The organism is Loktanella sp. SALINAS62 (assembly GCF_018263905.1).
Taxonomy (GTDB): domain Bacteria; phylum Pseudomonadota; class Alphaproteobacteria; order Rhodobacterales; family Rhodobacteraceae; genus Loktanella.
In genome coordinates this window covers 1,642-21,242 of sequence record NZ_JAAFZU010000050.1, presented here as the reverse complement: position 1 = coordinate 21,242, position 19,601 = coordinate 1,642, and the positions used below count along the sequence as shown (strand labels likewise).

Annotated in this window: 19 protein-coding genes and 1 pseudogene; 6 read left to right on the top strand and 14 right to left on the bottom strand. The window is 59.1% G+C overall.

Going from position 1 to position 19,601, the window contains the following annotated elements:
• Nucleotides 1-226, bottom strand: a pseudogene (locus GZH79_RS14395) (IS21 family transposase); the annotation flags it as partial.
• A gap of 249 nt (nucleotides 227-475) precedes the next feature.
• On the opposite strand from GZH79_RS14395, the gene rpsU reads away from it, so the two are divergent.
• On the top strand, nucleotides 476-682 hold the full coding sequence (rpsU, locus tag GZH79_RS14390) for a 30S ribosomal protein S21 (RefSeq protein ID WP_211644469.1): 207 nt from the start codon (nucleotides 476-478) through the stop codon (nucleotides 680-682).
• 298 nt (nucleotides 683-980) lie between these two features.
• Nucleotides 981-1,148, top strand: coding sequence for a hypothetical protein (locus GZH79_RS14385; protein ID WP_211644468.1), 168 nt, complete (start codon nucleotides 981-983; stop codon nucleotides 1,146-1,148).
• A 327-nt stretch (nucleotides 1,149-1,475) separates the two neighbouring features.
• On the opposite strand, the gene GZH79_RS14380 is transcribed toward GZH79_RS14385, so the two are convergent.
• Nucleotides 1,476-2,447 carry an MBL fold metallo-hydrolase gene (locus GZH79_RS14380; protein WP_211644467.1) on the bottom strand — a complete coding sequence of 324 codons (972 nt, stop codon included), beginning with the start codon at nucleotides 2,445-2,447 and terminating at the stop codon, nucleotides 1,476-1,478.
• A 258-nt stretch (nucleotides 2,448-2,705) separates the two neighbouring features.
• Between GZH79_RS14380 and GZH79_RS14375 the strand changes: the two genes are divergently transcribed.
• Nucleotides 2,706-3,338: a tyrosine-type recombinase/integrase gene (locus tag GZH79_RS14375; protein WP_211644466.1), complete on the top strand. Its 633-nt coding sequence runs from the start codon at nucleotides 2,706-2,708 to the stop codon at nucleotides 3,336-3,338.
• A 492-nt stretch (nucleotides 3,339-3,830) separates the two neighbouring features.
• On the opposite strand, the gene GZH79_RS14370 is transcribed toward GZH79_RS14375, so the two are convergent.
• From GZH79_RS14370 to GZH79_RS14355, 4 genes are all read right to left on the bottom strand, one after another.
• Nucleotides 3,831-5,402 (bottom strand): GMC family oxidoreductase, encoded by a 1,572-nt coding sequence (locus tag GZH79_RS14370; protein WP_211644465.1) that lies wholly within the window; start codon nucleotides 5,400-5,402, stop codon nucleotides 3,831-3,833.
• A 15-nt stretch (nucleotides 5,403-5,417) separates the two neighbouring features.
• Nucleotides 5,418-5,942 (bottom strand): Twin-arginine translocation pathway signal, encoded by a 525-nt coding sequence (locus GZH79_RS14365; protein WP_211644464.1) that lies wholly within the window; start codon nucleotides 5,940-5,942, stop codon nucleotides 5,418-5,420.
• 21 nt (nucleotides 5,943-5,963) lie between these two features.
• Nucleotides 5,964-6,359, bottom strand: coding sequence for a VOC family protein (locus tag GZH79_RS14360; RefSeq protein ID WP_211644463.1), 396 nt, complete (start codon nucleotides 6,357-6,359; stop codon nucleotides 5,964-5,966).
• A 107-nt stretch (nucleotides 6,360-6,466) separates the two neighbouring features.
• On the bottom strand, nucleotides 6,467-6,760 hold the full coding sequence (locus GZH79_RS14355; protein WP_211644462.1) for a ribbon-helix-helix domain-containing protein: 294 nt from the start codon (nucleotides 6,758-6,760) through the stop codon (nucleotides 6,467-6,469).
• Between the two features lie 151 nt (nucleotides 6,761-6,911).
• On the opposite strand from GZH79_RS14355, the gene GZH79_RS14350 reads away from it, so the two are divergent.
• A complete protein-coding gene (locus tag GZH79_RS14350) occupies nucleotides 6,912-7,589 on the top strand; it encodes a GntR family transcriptional regulator (protein ID WP_211644461.1) in 678 nt (225 codons plus the stop codon).
• Nucleotides 7,590-7,957: 368 nt separating this feature from the next.
• Here GZH79_RS14350 and GZH79_RS14345 read toward each other — a convergent pair whose 3' ends face one another.
• The 7 genes from GZH79_RS14345 to GZH79_RS14310 form a co-directional block, all read right to left on the bottom strand.
• On the bottom strand, nucleotides 7,958-8,212 hold the full coding sequence (locus tag GZH79_RS14345; RefSeq protein WP_211644460.1) for a hypothetical protein: 255 nt from the start codon (nucleotides 8,210-8,212) through the stop codon (nucleotides 7,958-7,960).
• Nucleotides 8,213-9,861: 1,649 nt separating this feature from the next.
• Complete coding sequence (locus GZH79_RS14335; RefSeq protein WP_211644458.1) at nucleotides 9,862-10,173, bottom strand: putative quinol monooxygenase; 312 nt, start codon at nucleotides 10,171-10,173, stop codon at nucleotides 9,862-9,864.
• A 4-nt stretch (nucleotides 10,174-10,177) separates the two neighbouring features.
• Nucleotides 10,178-11,131 (bottom strand): ABC transporter permease, encoded by a 954-nt coding sequence (locus GZH79_RS14330; protein WP_211644457.1) that lies wholly within the window; start codon nucleotides 11,129-11,131, stop codon nucleotides 10,178-10,180.
• Complete coding sequence (locus GZH79_RS14325) at nucleotides 11,124-12,665, bottom strand: sugar ABC transporter ATP-binding protein (RefSeq protein ID WP_249219220.1); 1,542 nt, start codon at nucleotides 12,663-12,665, stop codon at nucleotides 11,124-11,126. Before GZH79_RS14325 ends, GZH79_RS14330 begins: the two co-directional genes overlap by 8 nt.
• Before the next feature lie 23 nt (nucleotides 12,666-12,688).
• Complete coding sequence (locus GZH79_RS14320; RefSeq protein ID WP_211644455.1) at nucleotides 12,689-13,855, bottom strand: Gfo/Idh/MocA family oxidoreductase; 1,167 nt, start codon at nucleotides 13,853-13,855, stop codon at nucleotides 12,689-12,691.
• 104 nt (nucleotides 13,856-13,959) lie between these two features.
• Nucleotides 13,960-15,081 carry a substrate-binding domain-containing protein gene (locus GZH79_RS14315; protein ID WP_211644454.1) on the bottom strand — a complete coding sequence of 374 codons (1,122 nt, stop codon included), beginning with the start codon at nucleotides 15,079-15,081 and terminating at the stop codon, nucleotides 13,960-13,962.
• Between the two features lie 56 nt (nucleotides 15,082-15,137).
• A complete protein-coding gene (locus GZH79_RS14310) occupies nucleotides 15,138-15,959 on the bottom strand; it encodes a sugar phosphate isomerase/epimerase family protein (RefSeq protein ID WP_211644453.1) in 822 nt (273 codons plus the stop codon).
• Nucleotides 15,960-16,182: 223 nt separating this feature from the next.
• Between GZH79_RS14310 and GZH79_RS14305 the strand changes: the two genes are divergently transcribed.
• Both GZH79_RS14305 and GZH79_RS14300 read left to right on the top strand, forming a co-directional pair.
• A complete protein-coding gene (locus tag GZH79_RS14305) occupies nucleotides 16,183-17,556 on the top strand; it encodes an ROK family protein (RefSeq protein ID WP_211644452.1) in 1,374 nt (457 codons plus the stop codon).
• Nucleotides 17,556-18,557: a substrate-binding domain-containing protein gene (locus GZH79_RS14300; RefSeq protein WP_249219219.1), complete on the top strand. Its 1,002-nt coding sequence runs from the start codon at nucleotides 17,556-17,558 to the stop codon at nucleotides 18,555-18,557. The genes GZH79_RS14305 and GZH79_RS14300 overlap by 1 nt, the downstream gene beginning before the upstream one ends.
• Before the next feature lie 350 nt (nucleotides 18,558-18,907).
• Here the strand turns inward: GZH79_RS14300 and GZH79_RS14295 are convergent.
• Nucleotides 18,908-19,601 (bottom strand): transposase (locus tag GZH79_RS14295; protein WP_211644450.1); only part of this gene is annotated, 694 nt, incomplete at its 5' end.

Here is a 19,601-nt window from a genome sequence, read left to right as displayed (position 1 = left end):
GCTCGTCGCACAGCCGTTCAAAAATGCGCTTGGCGGTGTGGCGCTGTTTACGGGGACGGTTCAGATCGTCTTGCATCCATTGGTCGATGAAGCCGGTGAAACCATCCAGCTTGGGCCGCTTGATCTGCGCTGTTCGCTGATAACCGGGCGGGACCGAAAACATCATCATCTTCTTCACGCTCGCACGCGAGATCCCGAAATGGCTGGCGGCCTCCCGTTCGCTCATACCGCCCCGACGCGCGAGGCGGACCTTCAAATATAAATCCACGACTAAAATCTCCCGCCCTCCCTGCAAACAGAAAGAGCCAAAGTGGCAACATTTTACGCTGCCCGCAGCGAGATTATCACGCCACTTCCGTGGCCAACTTTTGCACTGCCGTTCTCAACAGCATGTCGGTCATTGCAGAGCAGACTTGGCAAAACTTAGATTTACCTTATTTTCGCTTCTTAACCTTAACTTAGTGGTGAATCCTTAATGCTTGTCAGCGTCCGTGATAACAATGTCGACCAAGCGATGCGCGTCCTGAAGAAGAAACTGCAAGGCGAAGGCGTGTTTCGGGAAATGAAGCTGAAGCAGCATTTTGAGAAGCCGTCGGTCCGCAAGGCCCGTGAGAAGGCGGAAGCGATCCGCCGGCAGCGAAAACTGGCACGTAAGAAGGCGGAACGCGAAGGTCTTTTGTAAGCGTGTGACTGAAGCTCATATGTAGGCAGAAATCAGCATCCTAAAGGGCGAACGCTTCCGAGCTGAAGACGCCAAGATTAGTTTAATTGAACCGAATAAGTCAATATTACTGACATATCGCATAAGTAGAATTATGTAATATGTACTCGTTTCCACTGCAGCGATAAATTGACTTACAATTTCATTTTGCTCAAATTCTTCGGCCGCTTGCGGCCCAAAGCCGACCTCCGCAGTCAGTTACGATGCCGCAACGCAGCTTAGCTAAACCGGCCATTCGTGCTTCGTGCAGCATTTTCCAATGGCGAAGGTCGGCACAGCGGACGAAGCTGCGGTTGGCGTCACCAATTCGATTGTCCGCTTCGGCAATGACAATGCCAATGCTTTCGTCGCCAATATGCAACCGGCTCAAAAAGAAAAGATCATGGCGATGACAAGATCCCAGGCACGGCCCTCTACACCTCATTGAGATCCGACGGGATGACGAAAATCTAGGCTGGATCAAAGAGGGGCGGCGCAATGTGCTGCCTTGTTTTCGTGAATTTGAAAAATCTGACATCTCTGACAGGGCATTTTCTCGTGCCCGAACCCTTCGGAACCAATCGCGCGGGTTGTCAGCATGATGTCGCCCTAGTAGCGCTGTCGGACAAATTGGAATTGGTCCGACAGCGCCATTCAGCAGGCGTAGCGTGTCCGGTTCGTCATCTTCGTTTAGGTGCTTTAGTAGCTACCTAAGTGTAACAACCGGTCCGAAAATCCGCGACCAGCTTGTCTTATGCTTGGCGGGACGACTGCTTTATATGTGCTGCCATTCTTCTGGAACCCAAGCGTAGGCCCCGTCTTTTTCTTCGACATGACCGATACCAGGGAACGGCAAATGGGTGCCCGCAACGGCGATCTTGTCGGCAACCACCATATCCAAGACACGGCGGCGCGTCTCGGCGGCCTGCACGCCATCTGCGTCAAAGGCGATACCGGCATCAGGGTGGCTAAACTGCAGCGACGCCAAAGCTGTGCTGTCTCCCCATATGATCAACTGATCAGAGCCATCCGACACACGGACCCCACTGTGTCCTGGGGTATGCCCCGGCATTGCCAAAGTGGTGAGGCCGTCACCAAGATCGGTATTGTCGCCAAACATTTCGGTCCGCTGAGTGTAGGCCTCGCTGACAGCACGTGCCAGGGCAAAGAAACCTTGCGAAGACTCCGGCGCACCCGATGCGATCATCTCGTCCGTCCAGAAGGCATGATCGGCTTCGCTGACATGCAACGATGCATTCGGGAAGACCGGGCCATTATCTCCGATCAATCCCCCGATGTGATCCGGGTGCATGTGAGTCAACACAATGCGCGTCACGTCTTCAGGTGCAACGCCAAGCAACTCCAGCGATGTGCGCAACCTGCCTGCTGTTGGTCCAAAGGCACCGCCCGCACCAGCATCGACCAAGCTAACCTGGTCTCCTTGGCGAATGACGTGAGTACTGATTGCCAGCGGAATCGGATTCGCGGGGTCAAGATAGGCCGCCTTCATTCCTTCCGCGATTTGCTCGTCCCCGAGGTTCGTCACAAGATTCTGATCGAGCTTGAAATACCCGTCCAGCAATGTCGTCACGCGCAGATTGCCTACCATACGATCATAGAAGGTTGGAAGTGGTGCCGTTGCATGGCCCGCGGCTTGCAGGGGGTGTGGGCGTCCGGCGGCAAGAAGGGCGGCGCCACCCGCGGCGCCCAGAATCAATCCACGGCGCGAAAGATCGAAAGAGTTCATGAGTTATTCCTTGTTTCCTATGCAGAACTTCAATTCTGCGTATTGTATGCTTGTAATTAAATAGGTCCAAATTTTAGATGACCACCAACAGAGAGCATGGACAGACCAACGGCCCTCGGACGAACAGCGGACATCTTACGGATTTGCGGCACACCACAACTCGGGCTCGAAACCGACCTTCGCCGGAGATCGGTGCTATTATGGGGCGTCGGCTGATTATCGAGGACGTGGTGGGCGTGGTAGATCGGAGGATCCGTCATGTCTACTTCGAATCTACCAGCAATCCGTGCCTGCCGCCCCGCTTGGAACAAGGGGAGGATCGTCGGCCAGAAGCGGCCACTACAACCGAAACACGTCTGGGCGATCCGAGTCCGCCTCGAGATCGCGGAGCGGACTCGCGAGCTGGCGCTCTTTAATCTCGCCATCGACAGCAAATTGCGTGGCTGCGACTTGGTGCGCCTCAAGGTCGCTGACGTCTATGCGGCGGGCCAAGTCAAACATCGCGCCTCGATCGTTCAGAGCAAGACACGGCGGCCGGTCAGCTTCGAGATCACCGATGGGACCCGGAAATCAATCGGAGCATGGCTCGAAGCGCCGCTGATGGTCGGATCGGAACATCTCTGGCCCGGGCGGTTCCATGAGCGGCGGCATATCTCGACGCGCCAGTATGCTCGCCTCGTCCGAGACTGGGTGACATCCATCGGCCTTGAGCCGAGCGCGTATGGCACCCATTCCATGCGGCGCACGAAGGTCGCGCAGATATACCGAAAGACCGGCAACCTGCGGGCGGTGCAACTCCTCCTTGGCCACTCGAAGATGGACAGCACAGTGCATTACCTCGGCGTCGAACTCGAAGATGCGCTCGCGATCGCCGAGGCGGTGGAAATCTGAACCGGACGGGCCGGCTGTCGAGGCCGGCCCTACCCTGCCGTTCGCCTCATTGCCGAGAGCTGCTTTGCAGCTTCACCAAACCGGCCATTCATCCATGGCGCAGCATTTTCGAAGGGTGAAGGTCGGCAAAGCGGGACCTTTCTGCCGGTAGTCGCAATTCCGAGGGGCCTGTGACAAGACCTTTGGAATATCATCGGCCAGCGGAAACGTGGCTCGCCCGACGGTACCGAAATCTTTATATGCCAGTGTGCAAACTTTCGATTTGATGGTGTGGCATGCCGCCGGCGTCTGACCATTAGCGGACTGAAAATAGCAGTGCTTGTCCGGAATATCGTGTTTCAGAGGGCAGATATTTTCATGTCAAACGCACGGAATCATATCTGGACCAATTCCGATATGCGAAGATTTTGAACATCCAGGTCAGCGCTGTCATGCGATCGGATCGCGCGAAGAAGGACAGCCGCGCCGGACAAACCGGCGCGGCCGTTATGTTCAGATGTTGCCGCGCGACATCTCGGCGGCGATGTGTTCGGCCTGACGGATGGCCAGCGCCACGATGGTGAGCGTTGGATTTTCCGCAGCACCGGTGGTAAACTGGGATCCGTCAGAGACGAACAAGTTCGGTACGTCATGCGCCTTGCCGTTCTTGTCCACCACACCGTCCGCCGCATTCGCCGACATCCGGTTCGTGCCCAGGTTATGGGTCGAGGGATAGGGCGGCGTCGGCAAGACCCGCGTGGCTCCAAGTGCTTCGTACATCTCCATGCCGGTCTTGAAGGCGTGGTTGCGCATCGCGATGTCGTTCTCGTGGTCGGTGAAGTGGACGTTGGCGACCGGCAGACCATGCTGGTCGGTCACGTCGGCGTTCAGCGTCACGCGGTTGCTCTCTTGCGGCATATCCTCGCCCACGATCCACAGTCCGGCCATGTTTTCATAGCTATCCAGCGCGGTCGTGAATTCACGCCCCCAGCTGCCTGGGTCCATGAAAGCGGCCATGAACGGCAGGCCAAGGCTCAGCGTTTCCAACTCGTAGCCGCCGACGAAACCGCGGTCCGGGTTGTGGCCCGCCTCGTCCTGCATAATGCCCGCCATCGTCGTGCCGCGCCACATCTTCACCGGTTTGTCGAAGATGCCGTAAACCGACCCCGTGACGTGGCGCATGTAGTTGCGCCCGACCTGTCCAGAAGAGTTCGCCAGCCCGTCGGGGAACATCGACGACGCAGAGTTCAGCAACAGACGCGGGCTTTCGAAGGAGTTGCCCGCGACGCAGACCATCCGTGCCTTTTGCATCTGCAGGTTGCCGTCTTTGTCGAAGTATTCGACGCCCGTGACCTTGCCGCTGGCGTCGTGCAGGATGCGCGCGACGTGGGCGCGCTCCCGCACCTCCATGTTGCCCGTGGCCTCGCCCTCGGGAACTTCCGTGTAGGCGGTTGACCACTTGGCCCCCCACTTGCAGCCCTGAAAGCAGAAGCCGGTCTGCTGGCACATCATCCGGTCGCCGGTGTCGTCCGAGTTGATGGCCATGTGGCCGGTGCTGACCTCCATCTTGCCGATCGCCTTGGCACCCGCCTCGAAGACCTTGTAGTTGTTGTTGCCGGGCAGGCCGGGACGGCCGCCAGTACGCGTGACGCGCATCTTCTCCTCGGCGCGGGTGTAGAAGCTGTCCATCTCGCGCGGGTCGATTGGCCAGTCCAGAAGGTTGGCCCCGGCCACGTCGCCATAGGTGGTCCTCGCCTTCCACTCGTGGTCCTGGAACCGCAGGGACGCCCCCGCCCAGTGGGTGGTCGTGCCGCCCACGGCCTTGACGATCCACGCCGGCAGGTTCGCGAAGTCGCGCGAGACGCGCCACTCGCCGGACGTCGTGCGGGTGTCGGTCCAGGCCAGTTGCCCAAAGCTGTCCCATTCGTCGTTGATGAAATCCTGCGGCAGGTAACGACCGCCGGCCTCCAATGCGACGACGCTGATGCCCTTCTGGGCCAGTTCGTTGCCCAGCGTGCCGCCGCCGGCGCCGGTGCCGATGATGACGACGACGCTGTCGTCGTTCAGATCAAATGGTGCTGCCATGATCCGTCTCCCCCCTCAAAGCCAGTTGATGTCGTCGAAGCCGCGATTGAGGTAGCCACCCTGGGAATAGCTCTCACCCTCGTAGCCAAAGATCGGCCAAATCGCCTTCTGGTTATAGAGCCCGGTCACCAGACCGCTGCGGATCTGCTGAAAGAAGTCGGTGTCTTCCATGCTGCGCAAGATCTTCACACGGTCCGCTTCCCACAAGGTGCCAAGGTAGCTGTCGAAACCTGCTTCGCGGGCAGCTTCGTTCAGCGCGGCGATGCCGGCCTCGATACCTTCGGCCCCCTCGTTGGTGTCGTACATCTGCACGGCGGCGGCGTAGTATTCGTCGGCCACCTTGTCGTGCGGATAGATGTCACGCGCCATCTGCGTCAGCGTGGCAAAGGTTTCCGGGCTCAGGGCTTTCATCTCCACCGCCCATGCGGCGTCTGGTGCGGCGATGAAGCCAGCCCCCACCACAAAGGTCGCCCCCGCCGCCGTCGCACGCGACAGAAGCTGGCGGCGCGTCATGCCCTTCGGGCTTGTCGTCGTTTCCATATCGTCTCCTCCCTTATGTGATCATTTGAAGCGACCGGCGCGGGCCAGCACTTCGATCTGATAGCCGTCCGGATCGGCCACGAAAAAGAACCGCCCCACCAGCTCCCCCGCCGGGGCGAATTCCACGAGTTTACCGGGATTTAGGCCTTCGGCCTCGAACCGGGCATGTTCGGCGTCAAGGTCATCGACTGATACCGCAAGGTGGCCGTAGCCGTCGCCAAGGTCGTAGGGGTCGGTGCGCCCCTTGTTGATCGTCAGCTCCAGCTCAAAGTCGCTCTCTGCGTTGGCCAGATAGACCAGCGTGAAGTCCGGAAAATCGAGACGGTCTGCGATCGTCAGTCCGAACGCCTTTTCGTAGAACGCGACGGAACGCGCCTCGTCCAGCACGCGGATCATGGAATGAATTGCCTTGGCCACCGGCCTCTCCCCCTCTTTGGTCGTGGGGACAGATTAGGACGGGGTGACCGGGGGCCGGGTAGTATGGACCTACTACCCGCGCATTTTATCGCGGTGCATGATCCGTCCTATTCCGCAGCGATCTCGAAACGCGGGGTGGTGATGGAGGATTCCATGAACTTCAGGCACGCACAGCGCAGCAGCGATGTGAAATTCTCGGGCTCGCCATGCAATTCAAGGACTTCGGCATGCAACTTCGAGATGAACATCGGCGTAGTCACGCCGTCGCGGTCGGCGATCTGGTCGATCACCCCCCAAAAGGCGTTTTCGAGCCGAATGCTGGTGCTTTGCCCATTCAGCCGCAGGCTGCGGGTCTGACTGGCGTAGCGGTGCGGGTCCTGGTCGGCGAAGACGTGGCACATCTGAATTCCCCTTGCTTGAGAATGGTGCGGATCGAGGCCAGGCCGACCGCGCCACCGCGTATCGTATTTCGTATACGAAATGACGGAACCTGTCTATCCGCGCGGCGCAATCGTGATAGGGCTTCCAGGACACAGCTTGCAGGGTGGTGACATGGAGAAAGTGAAACAGCGACGCAGCCTCGTGGAGGAGACCTACGACATCCTTGTCGATGCGATCTGCACTGGAGAAATCCGGCCGGGTGAACGGTTGAACCACGACGATATCGCCGCCAGGCTCAATGTCTCGCGCCAGCCCGTCAACAGTGCCATCTCGATCCTCAAGGCCAACGGCCTGGTCGAGGATACCGGCCGTCGCAGCGTCATCGTGACGCCTTTCGACCGCCACCTGTTTCGCGCGATCTATGACTTTCGGGTCGTTATCGAGCCCTTTGCGGTGCGGCAGGCCGGGAAGACCCTGACGCCCGCCGACCGGGCGACGGCGGACGCGGTCCTGTGCGCGGCTGATGACGCGCAGCGTGACGGCAGTTTAAGTCGGCTTGTGGAAGCCGACATGAACTTTCACGAGATGATCTATGGTTGGAGCCGCAACCCCGTCATCGAGACCTCAATGCGGATGAATTGGCATCACATCCGTCGGTCCATGGCCGAAATTCTGAGGGATCCCGCTGCAATCGCTTCTGTCTGGGCGCAGCACTTCGATATCGTGGAGGATCTCTTTGCAGGCGAAATTGAAAGCGCTGCTTCGAAAATGGAGAATCACATCCGGCAATCGTATGACGCGGTTATCCGTGTGATTGAAACAAACGAGACGGACAGGATCGAGGTCTGAAGGAATTTTTTTTGCCGTGATTGCTGTCTTTCGGTTGAAATTGGGTGCGGTAACCGTCTTGGCAATATGCGCTCTGGCAGGGCTGGCGCTTCAGTTCATCAATGCGAACGGATGAACGCACGGCACCGTAGCGTCGGGAGTGTCTGCGTGATAGCGACGCAATGGCGATCTCTCGCTCGTGCGGCCTTCGATTAGCGGTCATTCGTCGATCATGCAGAATTTCATCATGGTGGAAGATGGCTGCGCATACGAAGAGGTTGCCCGACGCAAGTTATTTAACTCGCGTAACCGAAGACATACCCGCGATTACGGCGTCGGCGCTTTGGCCTGGATTTGATGGTTCAAGCACAAAGAACGCACTTTAAGCTTTAGTTGCGAACCAGGGCAGTCGCTGGTTTTGCGCCGTTGTCACCGTCTGACTGAAACGTCAGGGTGATGTCATCACCAGCTTTGAGGTCAGCGGGAACAAGCGTTTTCGCATCCAATGTCCAGACGGTTTTATCATCCAAAACCAGCACGTTGGAAAGTCGGTCGTAGGCAACAATCGTGCCTGTCGTTTCATCCGCAAAAGCGGGGGCTGACAGTGTGGCAAAGGCAAGAGCAAACAGAGCAGTCAGGCGCATGGTATCTCTTCCAGATGAAGTGTGAAGTTTGTAGATGGGGCGTGCGAGCGAGCTTCACAATTCACTGCAAAGGCTTCGCTTAAATAAATATCTGACACGACTCTACTCGAAAATCTGCTTATGACAAGTCATGCATAATTAGTTGATCAGAGGCGTTTGCGAACGGACAGGGCTCTGACGTCAAACGATTGCGACGACCAGCGCATGACAGGGCCGTCCTTTGTAGTATGATTTGGAAAGGTGGCGTGATTTTGGTCTGGATTATCGAAGCTGCCCTCTGTGTCGGTTTGCTTGGCTGGCCTTCCGCCGTTCGTCACCATGAGGACTTTCGGCCCGAACCTGCCGTTCGTCGGCCAATCTGGTGCTGCACTGCAGCTTTACCAATCCGGCCATTCGCCGCATCTGCGAAACCAGCATCATGGTGAATGAGGGCAGAGCGGACAAATCGTTCCTTTGACTGATTGTTCCGAATAACCGTTTTTCCTTTATTTCCAATGGCGTCAGGGGCTTTCAATTGGAAGGGAAGCAATGTCCAAGACCGCGAGGGCACCCAAGCCACCCAGAGGCGAGTCTACGGCGATAAATTCCCTCTGCGCAGTTTTCCCGCGTGGGGGGCCGAATTTCCCGCGTGGGGGCCGAAGTTGAAATTTATTCGTTAGGGATACTTTTTTGACTTACGGATCATAACGAGCCAGCCAAAGACACAAAAAAAGCAATGGGCCGTGGTGCCATTGGCCGCTGCCCAAATTGTGGAACAGGCAAGTTGTTTACCGGTTACTTAACGGTCGGGGATCGCTGCAGCGATTGTGATGAGTCCTTTAAAGAATACAAGACTGCAGACATGCCCGCGCTCCTCACTATGCTGCTTGTAGGCGTTCTATTGGTGCCCATCCTGTGGGCGGGCTTCGCCGTGTTCCGGCCAGAGCCGCTCGTGCTCTTCAGTTATATCATCGTTTTGACCGTAATCTTAACCCTCGTGCTGTTGCGCTTGGTGAAGGGTGCGCACGTCGGATACTTCTGGGCAATTGAGGAACGAGACCGTGGAGCGTAAAATGCCAAGCTTCCCAAGGCTTGCGACGCCAGATTGCGTTCTTCAAACGGAGATAGGTCAGGCGACGTAGTCCAATTCGAACAAACGGTATGGCCGACTGCTGCCGGATGAGATGCGCCGGAAGCGGCATCATCGGCAATTTCACGAGGGAATATGCATTCAAGACTGCGGTGGGCCCTCAGGACCAGTCGCGAACGGCCCCAAGCCGACCTTGGGACTGGATGACCACGCCGCAGCGCGGCTTCCCCAGACCGGTCGTTCATGCATCGCGCAGCATTTTCTAGGGGCAAGTTCGGCTGTGCGGACAAAGGGTGAATTCGCCGCAGTCTGGAATTTTCAACATTCTGTTGGCTGCATTTGACATTCAGGTGTGGGAACCAGACCTACGCTGCGTGATGCATGAAGGTCAGAGGAAAACGCCCCTGCGACCAGATCCCAATGGCCGTCCAGCCGCGCCGCAGCGCGATGCACACCACCGATGAAGGCGCCCTTACCCCCGCCCACCATGCCAAGTTTCAGACGCAAATCGTCATCCGTTCCGTGCAAGGTTTCGTCGCCGAGCTGACTGCGCCCCGGTTGCAAGGTGCAGCGTCTATAGTCATGTCTGACCCGACATATCCGACAGCATCTTCAGAGCCCGGATATCAACCGGCCGGGCCAGCAACCGGTCAAGTTGAGATAGCAGCGGCGTAAGGTGGGGCATGGCCATATGCTTGTCCAAATCAGCCTGTGTCTGCCAGTTTTCGTAGAACACAAAGCAGCACGGGTCGACGGCATCGACGTGGAAGTCGTAGTTGAGGCAACCGGGTTCGGCTCGTGTCGGGGCTACTTGGGCGCTTAGTACCGCCTGCAACTCGTCGCGGGTTTCCGGCTTGGCGGTGACGGTGCCGATGATGGTTACATGAGTCATGGCTTCACCGTTTCTGGCTGAGTGCGACGGCAATGATTATGATCCCGCCCCGGGCGATCAATTGCTGGCTAAACTCCAGCCCGAACAGGATCAGCCCGTTGTTGATCAACCCGATCATCATGGCACCTACGATCGTGCCTATGACTGTGCCCTTGCCGCCAAACAGGCTGGTGCCTCCCAGAACCGCTGCCGCGATAACCGAAAGCTCATCTCCCTCGCCCAGCTGAAAGCGGCCCGACTGCAGACGCCCGGCATAAAGCATCCCGGCCAATGCGGCGGCACAGGAGGAAAGAACCAGCACCTTCATCTTGATGTTGGCGGTATCGATACCAGAATAGCGCGCGGCGGTCTCGCCGCCACCGGTGGCCAGCACCCGACGTCCGAATCCTGATCGGCGCAGCACGATGTGTCCCAAGCCTCCCAGCACAGCGATCCAGATAAGAAGCACCGGGATCGGACCGACGGACCCGCCGCCGAACAGCCAGGCATAACCGGGCGACAGGATCGGCACGGCGGCGGTGTCAGAAATCCACATCGCCACACCTTTGGCAATGCCCATCATCGCAAGGGTCGTCAGAAAGGAAGGGATGCCGATGCGGGTCGTTAGCCAGCCGTTGAACATCCCGACCGCAAGACCTGTCGCAATACCTGCCGCAACCCCACCGATTGGGCCGGCCGCGGCGATGGCCATGGCAACGGTAACCGTCGTCAACCCGGCGACAGCACCTACGGAAAGGTCGATCTCTCCGGCTGACAGAACGAAAGTCATCGCGATCGCCATGACGGCAATCATCGCCGTCTGCCTAACGATGTTCAGGAGGTTATTGGGGTTTAGAAAGCCCTTGTCGCCGAGTGTCACCGCGAAGATCAGAAAGATCACAACAAAGCCGATGTAGATGATGTTCTGCCGCCAATTCGCGAACAGGGCCCTGCCGGGGGCTGATACTGCATTAGCCATGTGTGGTCTCCTTTGCGGTCAGTGCTTTCTGGATTTCGATCTGCAGACGGCGCTCGGCGGCTTGCAGGGCATGTTCGGGGTTGGTCTCGGTCGGATCGTCCAGATCGGCACGGTCCAGCATTTGATGTGCGCGGCCATCGGCCATGACCAGAATTCGGTCGCAGGCGGTCAGTAGTTCTGACAACTCAGACGAGATTACCAGGACCCCTTTGCCCGCCATTGCAAGATCGCGCACTAAGCGAATGATTTCGGACTTCGATCCGATGTCGATGCCGGCCGTAGGTTCATCCAAGATCAGGATGTCAGGGTCAGTGGCCAACCATTTCCCGATGACCACTTTCTGCTGATTACCGCCCGAAAGCGTAGAAACAGCATGATCCCGACTGGCCGTCTTAACTGACAGACGTTGGATCATCTGGTCAGCGATCTCGCTCGCCTGGGTGCGATCCACGAGACCACCTTTGGTGATGCGGCCAAGAACGGCCATGACCATATTGTCAGAAACGCTGTGGGCTGGGATGATGCCCTGCGTTGCGCGGGCTTCGGGCACCAGCGCCACCCCTTCCGCAATCGCATCCGCCGGACGGCGGATCTGCACTGCGCGGCCATTGATGGCGATCTCTCCCGCAACGGCGGGTTCGATTCCCGCGATGACCCGCGCCAGCGCGGAGCGGCCCGAGCCAAGAAGCCCCGCCAACCCCAGCACTTCACCCCGATGGAGAGTAAAACTGACGTTGTCGGGCTTGTGCGGCCCAGTGACGTCTTTCAACTCCAGCAGCGCCGCGCCCCGGGTCACATCGCCGCGCACCACGTCGGCAAACCCCTTTGATCGCCTCCCAACAATATGCTCGATCATCGTGTCGACAGGTAGGTCCGCCAGCGGTGCAGTAATGACGTGCCGCCCGTCGCGCAGGATCGTGGCGCGGTCCGCGATGCGGGCAATTTCGTCCATCCTGTGGCTAACATAGATGACCGCCACACCTTTGGCCTTCAGCTTACGCAGGAACACGAACAACCGCTCAACATCCGAAACGGCCAATGCGGTCGAGGGTTCGTCCAGGATCAACACCCTTGCGTCTTGGCTGATGGCTTTGGCAATTTCCGTTAATTGCTTTTGCCCAGCCCCCAGATCCCCCACCAGAGCACGGGGGTTGACCTCCACCTCAAGCATCTTGAAGATTGCTGCTGCCCGGTGGATCGAGTCTTCGTCGTCGATCAAGCCGCGCGCATTTCGGGCTTCGCGCGTCAGAAACACGTTCTGTGCTACGGTCAGGGTGGGGACCAGCGACATTTCCTGAAAGTTCATCGCCACTCCCGCAGCGCGGGCCGCTTCCGGGGTATGAGCGGCAAGTTTCTGGCCTGCCACCTCGACTATGCCTTCATCTGGGATATGCACCCCGTTCAGCACCTTGAGAATGGTCGATTTGCCAGCCCCGTTGCCACCCAGAAGGGCGTGGACCTCGCCCGGCAGAACCTCCAGATCAACATTGTCCAACGCGCGCACTCCGCCGAAGGATTTGGAAATTCCCGTCATGCGAACAGCAGCAACGGGGCTGGTCATTTTACCGATTCCCACTTGCCGGTTTCACCCGAACGCAACATCGCATCCGCCACCAACTCGGTCAGAAGTCCATCCTCGAAGTTAGGGCTGGGCTGCTCGCCAGAGGCAATGGCGCTGAAGAAGTCAAAGCATTCCACGATCTTTGTCTCGGAATAGCCAATGCCCAAGCCCGGGATCGGCCACAGGCCGTTACCGTAGGGGTGCGCCGGACCGGTATAGATTGTGCGGAACCCGCGCGCATCCGCTGGATCATCGGCGAACATGACCTGCAACTCGTCGCGGCGCTCGTAGTTAAAGTGGATTGACCCCTTGGTGCCGTGAATTTCCAGCGTGATGAAGTTGTTGCGACCCCAAGCGTTACGCGTCGCCTCAAGGCTTCCGGCAGCACCATCGGCGAATCGCAGCATTGAGATCACCTCGTCATCCACATCCACCGGGGCGCGCTCGACATCGGCGGCCTTCTCTGACGCGCCCAGCTTATCGACGCCGCCCTGCTGGATCGGACGTGTTTCCACATAGGTCTTAGTCATCGCGATCACCTCGGCGATGGGGCCGACAAGGTAGTGAGCCAGGTCGACGACGTGGGTGCCAATATCGCCCACTGCGCCAGACCCGGCGATTTTCTTCTGGAACCGCCAGGACAGCGGGCCATTCTCATCCGCCGACCAGTCCTGCAGATAGGTGCCGCGGAAGTTCAGGATACGGCCAATGCGGCCTTCCTCGATGAATTTCTTTGCCAGCGCCACGGCGGGCGTGCGGCGGTAGTTGAAGGCGACCATGTGGATGATGCCTGCGTCCTTGGCCGCCTCGGTCATCGCACGGGCCTCTTCCACAGTGCGCGCGAGGGGTTTCTCGCAGATGATGTGCTTGCCTGCCTTAGCCGCCGCGATGGCGATTTCAGCGTGGACGTTATTGGGAGTGCAGATATCCACGACGTCGATATCCGAGCGGTTCACGACAGCACGCCAGTCGCTGCTGGCCTCATCGAAGCCGTAACGTTGTCGCGCCTCTTCGGCCGCTCCATCTGTGATATCAACCACGACCTTGCGGTGCGGAATGGCCGGTGCGGGCCAGAAGAACATGGGCATCGACGCATAGGCCATGGCATGCGCCTTGCCCATAAACCCGCCGCCAATCATGGCGACATTCATCACTTTGGTCATTTTTAGTCTCCGTGAATGGGGAATAGCCTTCGGTCAGGCCAAGACATGATCTGCCTGGCCGAAGACTCTGATTTGGCACGAGGATGATCCCCGCGCGGAAGGGGTCACTGCATCAGCGACTTGATGTTGTCGGTCGCTTCGGTGGAATAGACTTGCGTCCAGGCTTCCAGCAGATTGTCCTTTGTGACGGGAAGGGCGGGCAAGGCGACGAATGCCGGAGCTTCTTTGCCTAGCAGCGCGTAGCCAGCCAGCTTGGCCTCAACCACGCCCGCATCATAGGGACGCTGTGCGCCAAGACCCTTGATAAAGCCGCCTTGTGCCATGTTGATCGCCACGTTCTCTCCAAGATCTACGGTCGTGATGACCAGATCATCCCGTCCCGCTGCCCTTGCGGCGGCAATCACGCCCTCGGCGGGCACGTCCCAAACCGCCCAGATGCCATCAATCGACTGGTTCGATATCAGCATTGCCCCGGCTGCCTTTTCCGCGTCGCCCGAAAAGTCAGGTCCGCCGATTCCTTGCTCTGCCACGATCTTAATCTCGGGATAGTCGCTGGCAATCGTCGCCTTAAAGGCGTCGTAGCGCTGGCGGGTCACGAAGAAATCGGCGGCGTGATAAACAAGGCCGATATCCCCGCCGTCCGGCCCCAAAGCCTTGGCCATTAGATGTGCCGCAGCGACGCCGTTGCCGTAGTTATCCGCTGAGACGACCGAGACGAAATCCTCGCCGGCCACAAAACCGGCGGGCACGTTGTCCATGAACACCAGCTTGGCCCCGGCCTCTGCCGCAGCGCGATAGGCGGCAGCGGTGGCGGTGGGGTCGGCTGGGATCGACACGATGACGTCCGGCGCCTGCGCCATGATGGTTTCCAGGTCGCTGACCTGCTTCTCCGGCTTGAATCCGGCATCGGTGACCGCAATCACCTCTATCCCCATCGCGGCGAACTGCGTCTGTAGCCCGTTGATCTGGGCGCGAGACCAGTCATTTCCGCCGTAGTGCATGACGATGGCAGCAGACGCCCCCATCTCCTTGATCTTGGCCAGTTCCTCGTCGGTGAGGACAACGGCTGACGGTGCGGTCGGCTCCTCACCGTTCGGTCCCTTGGACAGAACGGTTTCCTGCAGCGCGGCCAGGGCCGCGTCGGGGTCGGCAAAGGCCGGGGCGTTCAGGCCAAGGACCAGCGCAAAGGCGGTGGCCGAACCTAAAAGAACACGTCTATTGAGCATAACTTCTTCCTCCCAGAGAAGAGATGGGGGATCACCCCAGGTAAAGGGCTGGCGGTTCAGTCCGCCATCGCCCGGTTCAGATACTCCATACTGACACGCGCGCCTTCGGCGGGATCGTCCCAGCTGTCGAGTTCGGTGCAGACCCAACCCTCAAAACCCACGTCCCACATTGCCTCAAGGATGGGGCCGGTCGGCACGTCCCCCTGGTCTAGGGGGGTGAAGGCGAAGGGGTCTTTCTGCAAACCTTTGAGGTGGATATAAGAGATGCGCGTCGCGTGATCGCGGATCAGTTGCGCAGGGTCGCCCCCTGCGGCGGCCAGATGCGCCGTGTCCGGGCAGAATTCGATGGCGGTCAAATCAAAGATTTTGGCGACCTCGGCCGGTCCCTCGACGATGGTGGAAAGGTGCGGGTGATAATGCGCACGCAGCCCCCGGGCATCGGCAATTGCCTTGACCCGGTCCAGCGCCCCGCCCAGCTTGTGGTAATCCGTTTCCCGGACACCGTCGAACCGCTTGGCCCCGCCACCCACCACCAGATGCGGCGCATCCAGTTCGGCGGCGCGGTCGGCCGCTCGGGTCACCCGGGCCAGCTCCTCTGGCAGGATATCGTCGAAGATAAAGTTCCCGCCAGCATAGGCGGCGACGAGCGTCAGCCCGTTGTCCGCTAGACTTTGCCGCATTTCCGCAGCTGTAGCGTCCAGCAGGTTGCCGTCGAACAGCTCCACCCCCTCATAGCCCGCTGCCGCAATGTCAGCGAAGGCGCGGTCCATCGCGCCGAAGGTGCGATAGCTGAGTTGGGTGATTGAGGTGACGCCCTCGGCATTACCGCCAAGCGCCCCCCAGCAATTGGCGTGATACGCCAGCTTCCATGCGGCCATTTGCGACCCCTCCCTCGTTGCGTGCCCGGCGCGGACTTACTTGCCGAAGCGATCCCCCCAGCGGCCTCCTCGACCGCAAGAACAGCATTAAGCCTACAAACAGCACAGGTCAACTATATATCTGCTAAAGTTATTCGACCTCTGCAGATAATATGCAAAAGTATCTTCTTGAACGACGAAAGCGTGGCGACTATTCCTGTTGTATCCACTCGGGGAGTCACTTTTGCCAATCGACGCTACGAACACTGCCGAATCATCCCGCTCACGCGGCAAGGGCCGTCCACGCATTAGCGAAACGGCAGTCCCCTCGCTGGTCCAAATCCTGAACCTGATCCGCACCGGGCGTGCTTCGACGCGGCAGGAACTCGAACAGAAGGGCGAACTTGGTCGGGCGGTGGTGGCGGACCGGTTGCAGCTGCTATCTGATCTGGGCCTTGTCGATGAAAGCGAACTTGGTAACGCGACGGGCGGGCGAGCACCGCGCCTTGTGCAGTTCTCGGGCCGGCAAGGGTTCATATTGCTGGCGACGCTGGATCAGACCTCGATCGGCGTGGGCGTTTCAGATCTGACGGGAAAGCTGCTGACCCAACACCACGAGGCCGCCGACCTGACTGCCCCTGTAGCACAACTGGCAGACAGGCTGACGTCCTTGTTCAACTGGTGTCTGGAACGCCAGGCCACGCCAACCGCGCCCTGGGGGATCTCCCTGTCGGTTCCGGGCACGGTGCAGGCCGGACGCGACGATGTATTCATGACCACGACTCCGACCACTCTTCCCGCTTGGGAAGATTTTCCGCTGGTCGAAACGCTGACCCGCCAGTTCGGCGTGCCGGTCTGGATCCGTTCCAGCGTCGAAACCATGACGATGGGAGAGTTGCACGCCGGCGCGGGGCTCGGCCGACGCTCTATTTTATTTGTTAAAGCCGGGCGCCGGATCGGAGCCGGGATCATTTGCGACGGGCAGCTTTATCGCGGTGCGCAGGGAGCGGCTGGGCTGATCGGAGCGCTGCCGGTGGTCTCGGACGGGGTAACCGGCACGCTGGACGTGATGGCAGGCTCCGACATGATCGAGCGCGAAGGGCGCAACGCGGCGCAGAGCGGTCGCAGTCCCGTTCTGGCGGATCTCTTGCGTCGCGGAGCCGAGATTACCGCCATTGAAGTGTCTCAGGCTGCACAGATAGGCGATCCTGCTGCGTCGGCGATCCTGTCAAAGTCGGGGCATCTGATCGGGCAAGTGGTCGCGACGCTCGCCAATGCCCTAAATCCTGAAGTCATCGTGCTGTCGGGCACGCTGACCCAGACCAACGACATTTTGTTGGCGGGCATCCGAGAGGCGGTCTACGGCGCGTCCCATCCGCTGGTGACGCGGGACCTGCAAATTATCTGCTCGCAAATGGGCAGTTCCGCCGGGCTAGTCGGCGCTGCGCGCGTTGCCTCCGAAGCGTTGTTCGCCCCTGCCTTCCTCAAGGACTGGATTCTTCACGGAAAGCCAACCCTGCATCCCGATTTCGTCAACTTTCGGGCCCGTGCTAACAAGGCAGAGCTCCCACCACCAACTCACTTGCCGCCATCTGACCCAGGGAGAAACGCACCGTGATGATTTTCGGACTCGGCCCCCATGGCGAGCGCGCATCGCCACCTGAACGGGTCAGCCTGCTGCCCGAAGATATGGCCGCCGCGAAGGCGGCAACCAGACGCGTTGCCATCGTGCTGCATACGCTGGACGGCGATTGGACCAAACAGCAGATCTCCGGCATGCTGGGCATCTTCGGCGATTGTGGCGTGGTCGTCACCGAGGTGATCGATTGCGGCTTCTCGGCAGACCGGCAGGTGTCCGAACTGGACCGACTAATAGTGGCGGCACCGGATGCAATCGTGGCCCTGCCCGTGGCAAACGAACATGTCGCAGCAGCATTCCAGCGGGTTTCGGAGGCAGGCATCCGCCTGATACTGCTGGAGAACGTTCCCACAGGCCTCTTGCCCGGCACGCATTACACCTCGATGGTATCGTCGGATAATTTCGGATTGGGGAAAATGGCCGCCGCCGGCCTTGCGCCCCACCTGCTTGAGGGGGCTGCAGTAGGTGTCCTCGGCTTTGCAGCAGATTTCTTCGCCACCAACGAACGTGAGATCGCCTTTACCAACTGGATGCAGATCAACCGCCCCGATGTGCGCAGTCATGTCCAGCGGTTCGGTGCGATGGATGAAGCCTCCGATCTGGCCCTGCAGATGATTGCGGATGACCCTAACATCTCGGCCTTTTTCGTTGTCTGGGACACACCCGCGAATGCGGTGGCGGCCCGGCTGCAGTTGGCGGGCCACACACCTGCTATGGCGACGGTCGATCTGGGCGAAGATGTCGCCATCGCGCTGGCAGCCGGGCGGCAATTCGTCAGCGTGGCCGCCCAATTGCCCTTTCAGCAAGGGGTTGCTGCTGCCCGCACGACGATCCTCGCACTTTTAGACCGGACAGTTCCGGCCTGGATCGCCATACCTGGAATGTCTGTGGCCCAAAGCAATGTGGCCGACAGTTTTCAGATCATCTGGAGAAAGCCTGCCCCCCGCGAGGCACTGCGCTTGCTTGGCCTGGCGCCCTGACGGCAAGGGTCGAACCGTTCGCCCGGTATAAAATTATTGGCTGCATAGACCCCTGCTGTCCTGATGAAAGGCCGCTATGTAGAACTTCATTGAAACGAAAGCACTGTCAGTCAATGAACGAACAGGGTCGTCTTTGCTAACCGTTTGGAAGCTACGGGATCGAAGACAGCCAGGAATAGCGCGGTCCGTTAGGGACCTCTGCTGCCTATCGGCGGCGCAAGGAAAAGTTTCATTTTGAGGATTCACAATGTCGACTCCCGCGTCATTGGCAACCCGAGTTCGCGCTTGCAGCGAAGGTCCGGTTCCCACCGATTTTGTGGAAAAACTAACGGCTGCGGGCGCCTTTCCTGTCAGGCTTTGCGCGTTTGCTGCGGTGCAGGAATAATCTTGGCCAGTTTGCGGAGGTTCTGGGCGGTTGCGGCGAGTAGGAATTCGTCATTTGCGCCACATGGACCACGTAATCGAAGCCGGCTCAGGCCGAGAATACGTTTGAGGTGGGCGAAGAGCATTTCGACCTTCTTCCTGAGCTTCATCGCAATCGCGTATGCATCCGTTTTGGCCAGATCCCTGGCAACTTGACGGGCATCTTCGTGTTCTTCACGCGTGATCGATCTGGCGTCGGCATTGGGGCAGCACTTCGGCTTGGATGGGCAAACCTGACAGGTCAGCTTCAGCGCACGATACTTCGCAGTGCCCTTGCCCGTCGGACCCCGGTCCGGATCGGAATAATTCCGGCGGAACTGCTTGAGCGCGTGCCCCTCGGGGCAGATGTATTGGTCGTTCTGCGCATCCCAGTCGAAATCTGTGCGTGTCCAGGTCCCATCGGGGCGTCCGGCCTTGTCGATCACAGGGATGTATGGATCAATCTTGCGTTCCACGAGCCAGCCGAGCATTGGGCCTGAACCATAGGCTGTGTCGGCGATCATCCAGCCAGGGACCAGGCCGAATTTGTCTTTCACCCGATCCAGCATGGTCTTGGTCGACCCGACTTCTGCCTGTCGGATCGACCTTGTCGCTTCCACGTCGACGATCACCCCGTGATCG

Bases quoted from the DNA above. Each gene is read 5' to 3' on its own strand.
- GZH79_RS14310 (WP_211644453.1), bottom strand. From the start codon at position 15,959: ATGGCCGCATGGAAGCTGGCGTATCACGCCAATTGCTGGGGGGCGCTT.
- GZH79_RS14320 (WP_211644455.1), bottom strand. From the start codon at position 13,855: ATGACCAAAGTGATGAATGTCGCCATGATTGGCGGCGGGTTTATGGGC.
- GZH79_RS14355 (WP_211644462.1), bottom strand. From the start codon at position 6,760: ATGTGCCACGTCTTCGCCGACCAGGACCCGCACCGCTACGCCAGTCAG.
- GZH79_RS14350 (WP_211644461.1), top strand. From the start codon at position 6,912: ATGGAGAAAGTGAAACAGCGACGCAGCCTCGTGGAGGAGACCTACGAC.
- GZH79_RS14380 (WP_211644467.1), bottom strand. From the start codon at position 2,447: ATGAACTCTTTCGATCTTTCGCGCCGTGGATTGATTCTGGGCGCCGCG.
- GZH79_RS14370 (WP_211644465.1), bottom strand. From the start codon at position 5,402: ATGGCAGCACCATTTGATCTGAACGACGACAGCGTCGTCGTCATCATC.
- GZH79_RS14315 (WP_211644454.1), bottom strand. From the start codon at position 15,081: ATGCTCAATAGACGTGTTCTTTTAGGTTCGGCCACCGCCTTTGCGCTG.
- rpsU (WP_211644469.1), top strand. From the start codon at position 476: ATGCTTGTCAGCGTCCGTGATAACAATGTCGACCAAGCGATGCGCGTC.
- GZH79_RS14365 (WP_211644464.1), bottom strand. From the start codon at position 5,942: ATGGAAACGACGACAAGCCCGAAGGGCATGACGCGCCGCCAGCTTCTG.
- GZH79_RS14325 (WP_249219220.1), bottom strand. From the start codon at position 12,665: ATGACGGGAATTTCCAAATCCTTCGGCGGAGTGCGCGCGTTGGACAAT.
- GZH79_RS14345 (WP_211644460.1), bottom strand. From the start codon at position 8,212: ATGCGCCTGACTGCTCTGTTTGCTCTTGCCTTTGCCACACTGTCAGCC.
- GZH79_RS14335 (WP_211644458.1), bottom strand. From the start codon at position 10,173: ATGACTCATGTAACCATCATCGGCACCGTCACCGCCAAGCCGGAAACC.
- GZH79_RS14385 (WP_211644468.1), top strand. From the start codon at position 981: ATGGCGAAGGTCGGCACAGCGGACGAAGCTGCGGTTGGCGTCACCAAT.
- GZH79_RS14330 (WP_211644457.1), bottom strand. From the start codon at position 11,131: ATGGCTAATGCAGTATCAGCCCCCGGCAGGGCCCTGTTCGCGAATTGG.
- GZH79_RS14375 (WP_211644466.1), top strand. From the start codon at position 2,706: ATGTCTACTTCGAATCTACCAGCAATCCGTGCCTGCCGCCCCGCTTGG.
- GZH79_RS14300 (WP_249219219.1), top strand. From the start codon at position 17,556: ATGATTTTCGGACTCGGCCCCCATGGCGAGCGCGCATCGCCACCTGAA.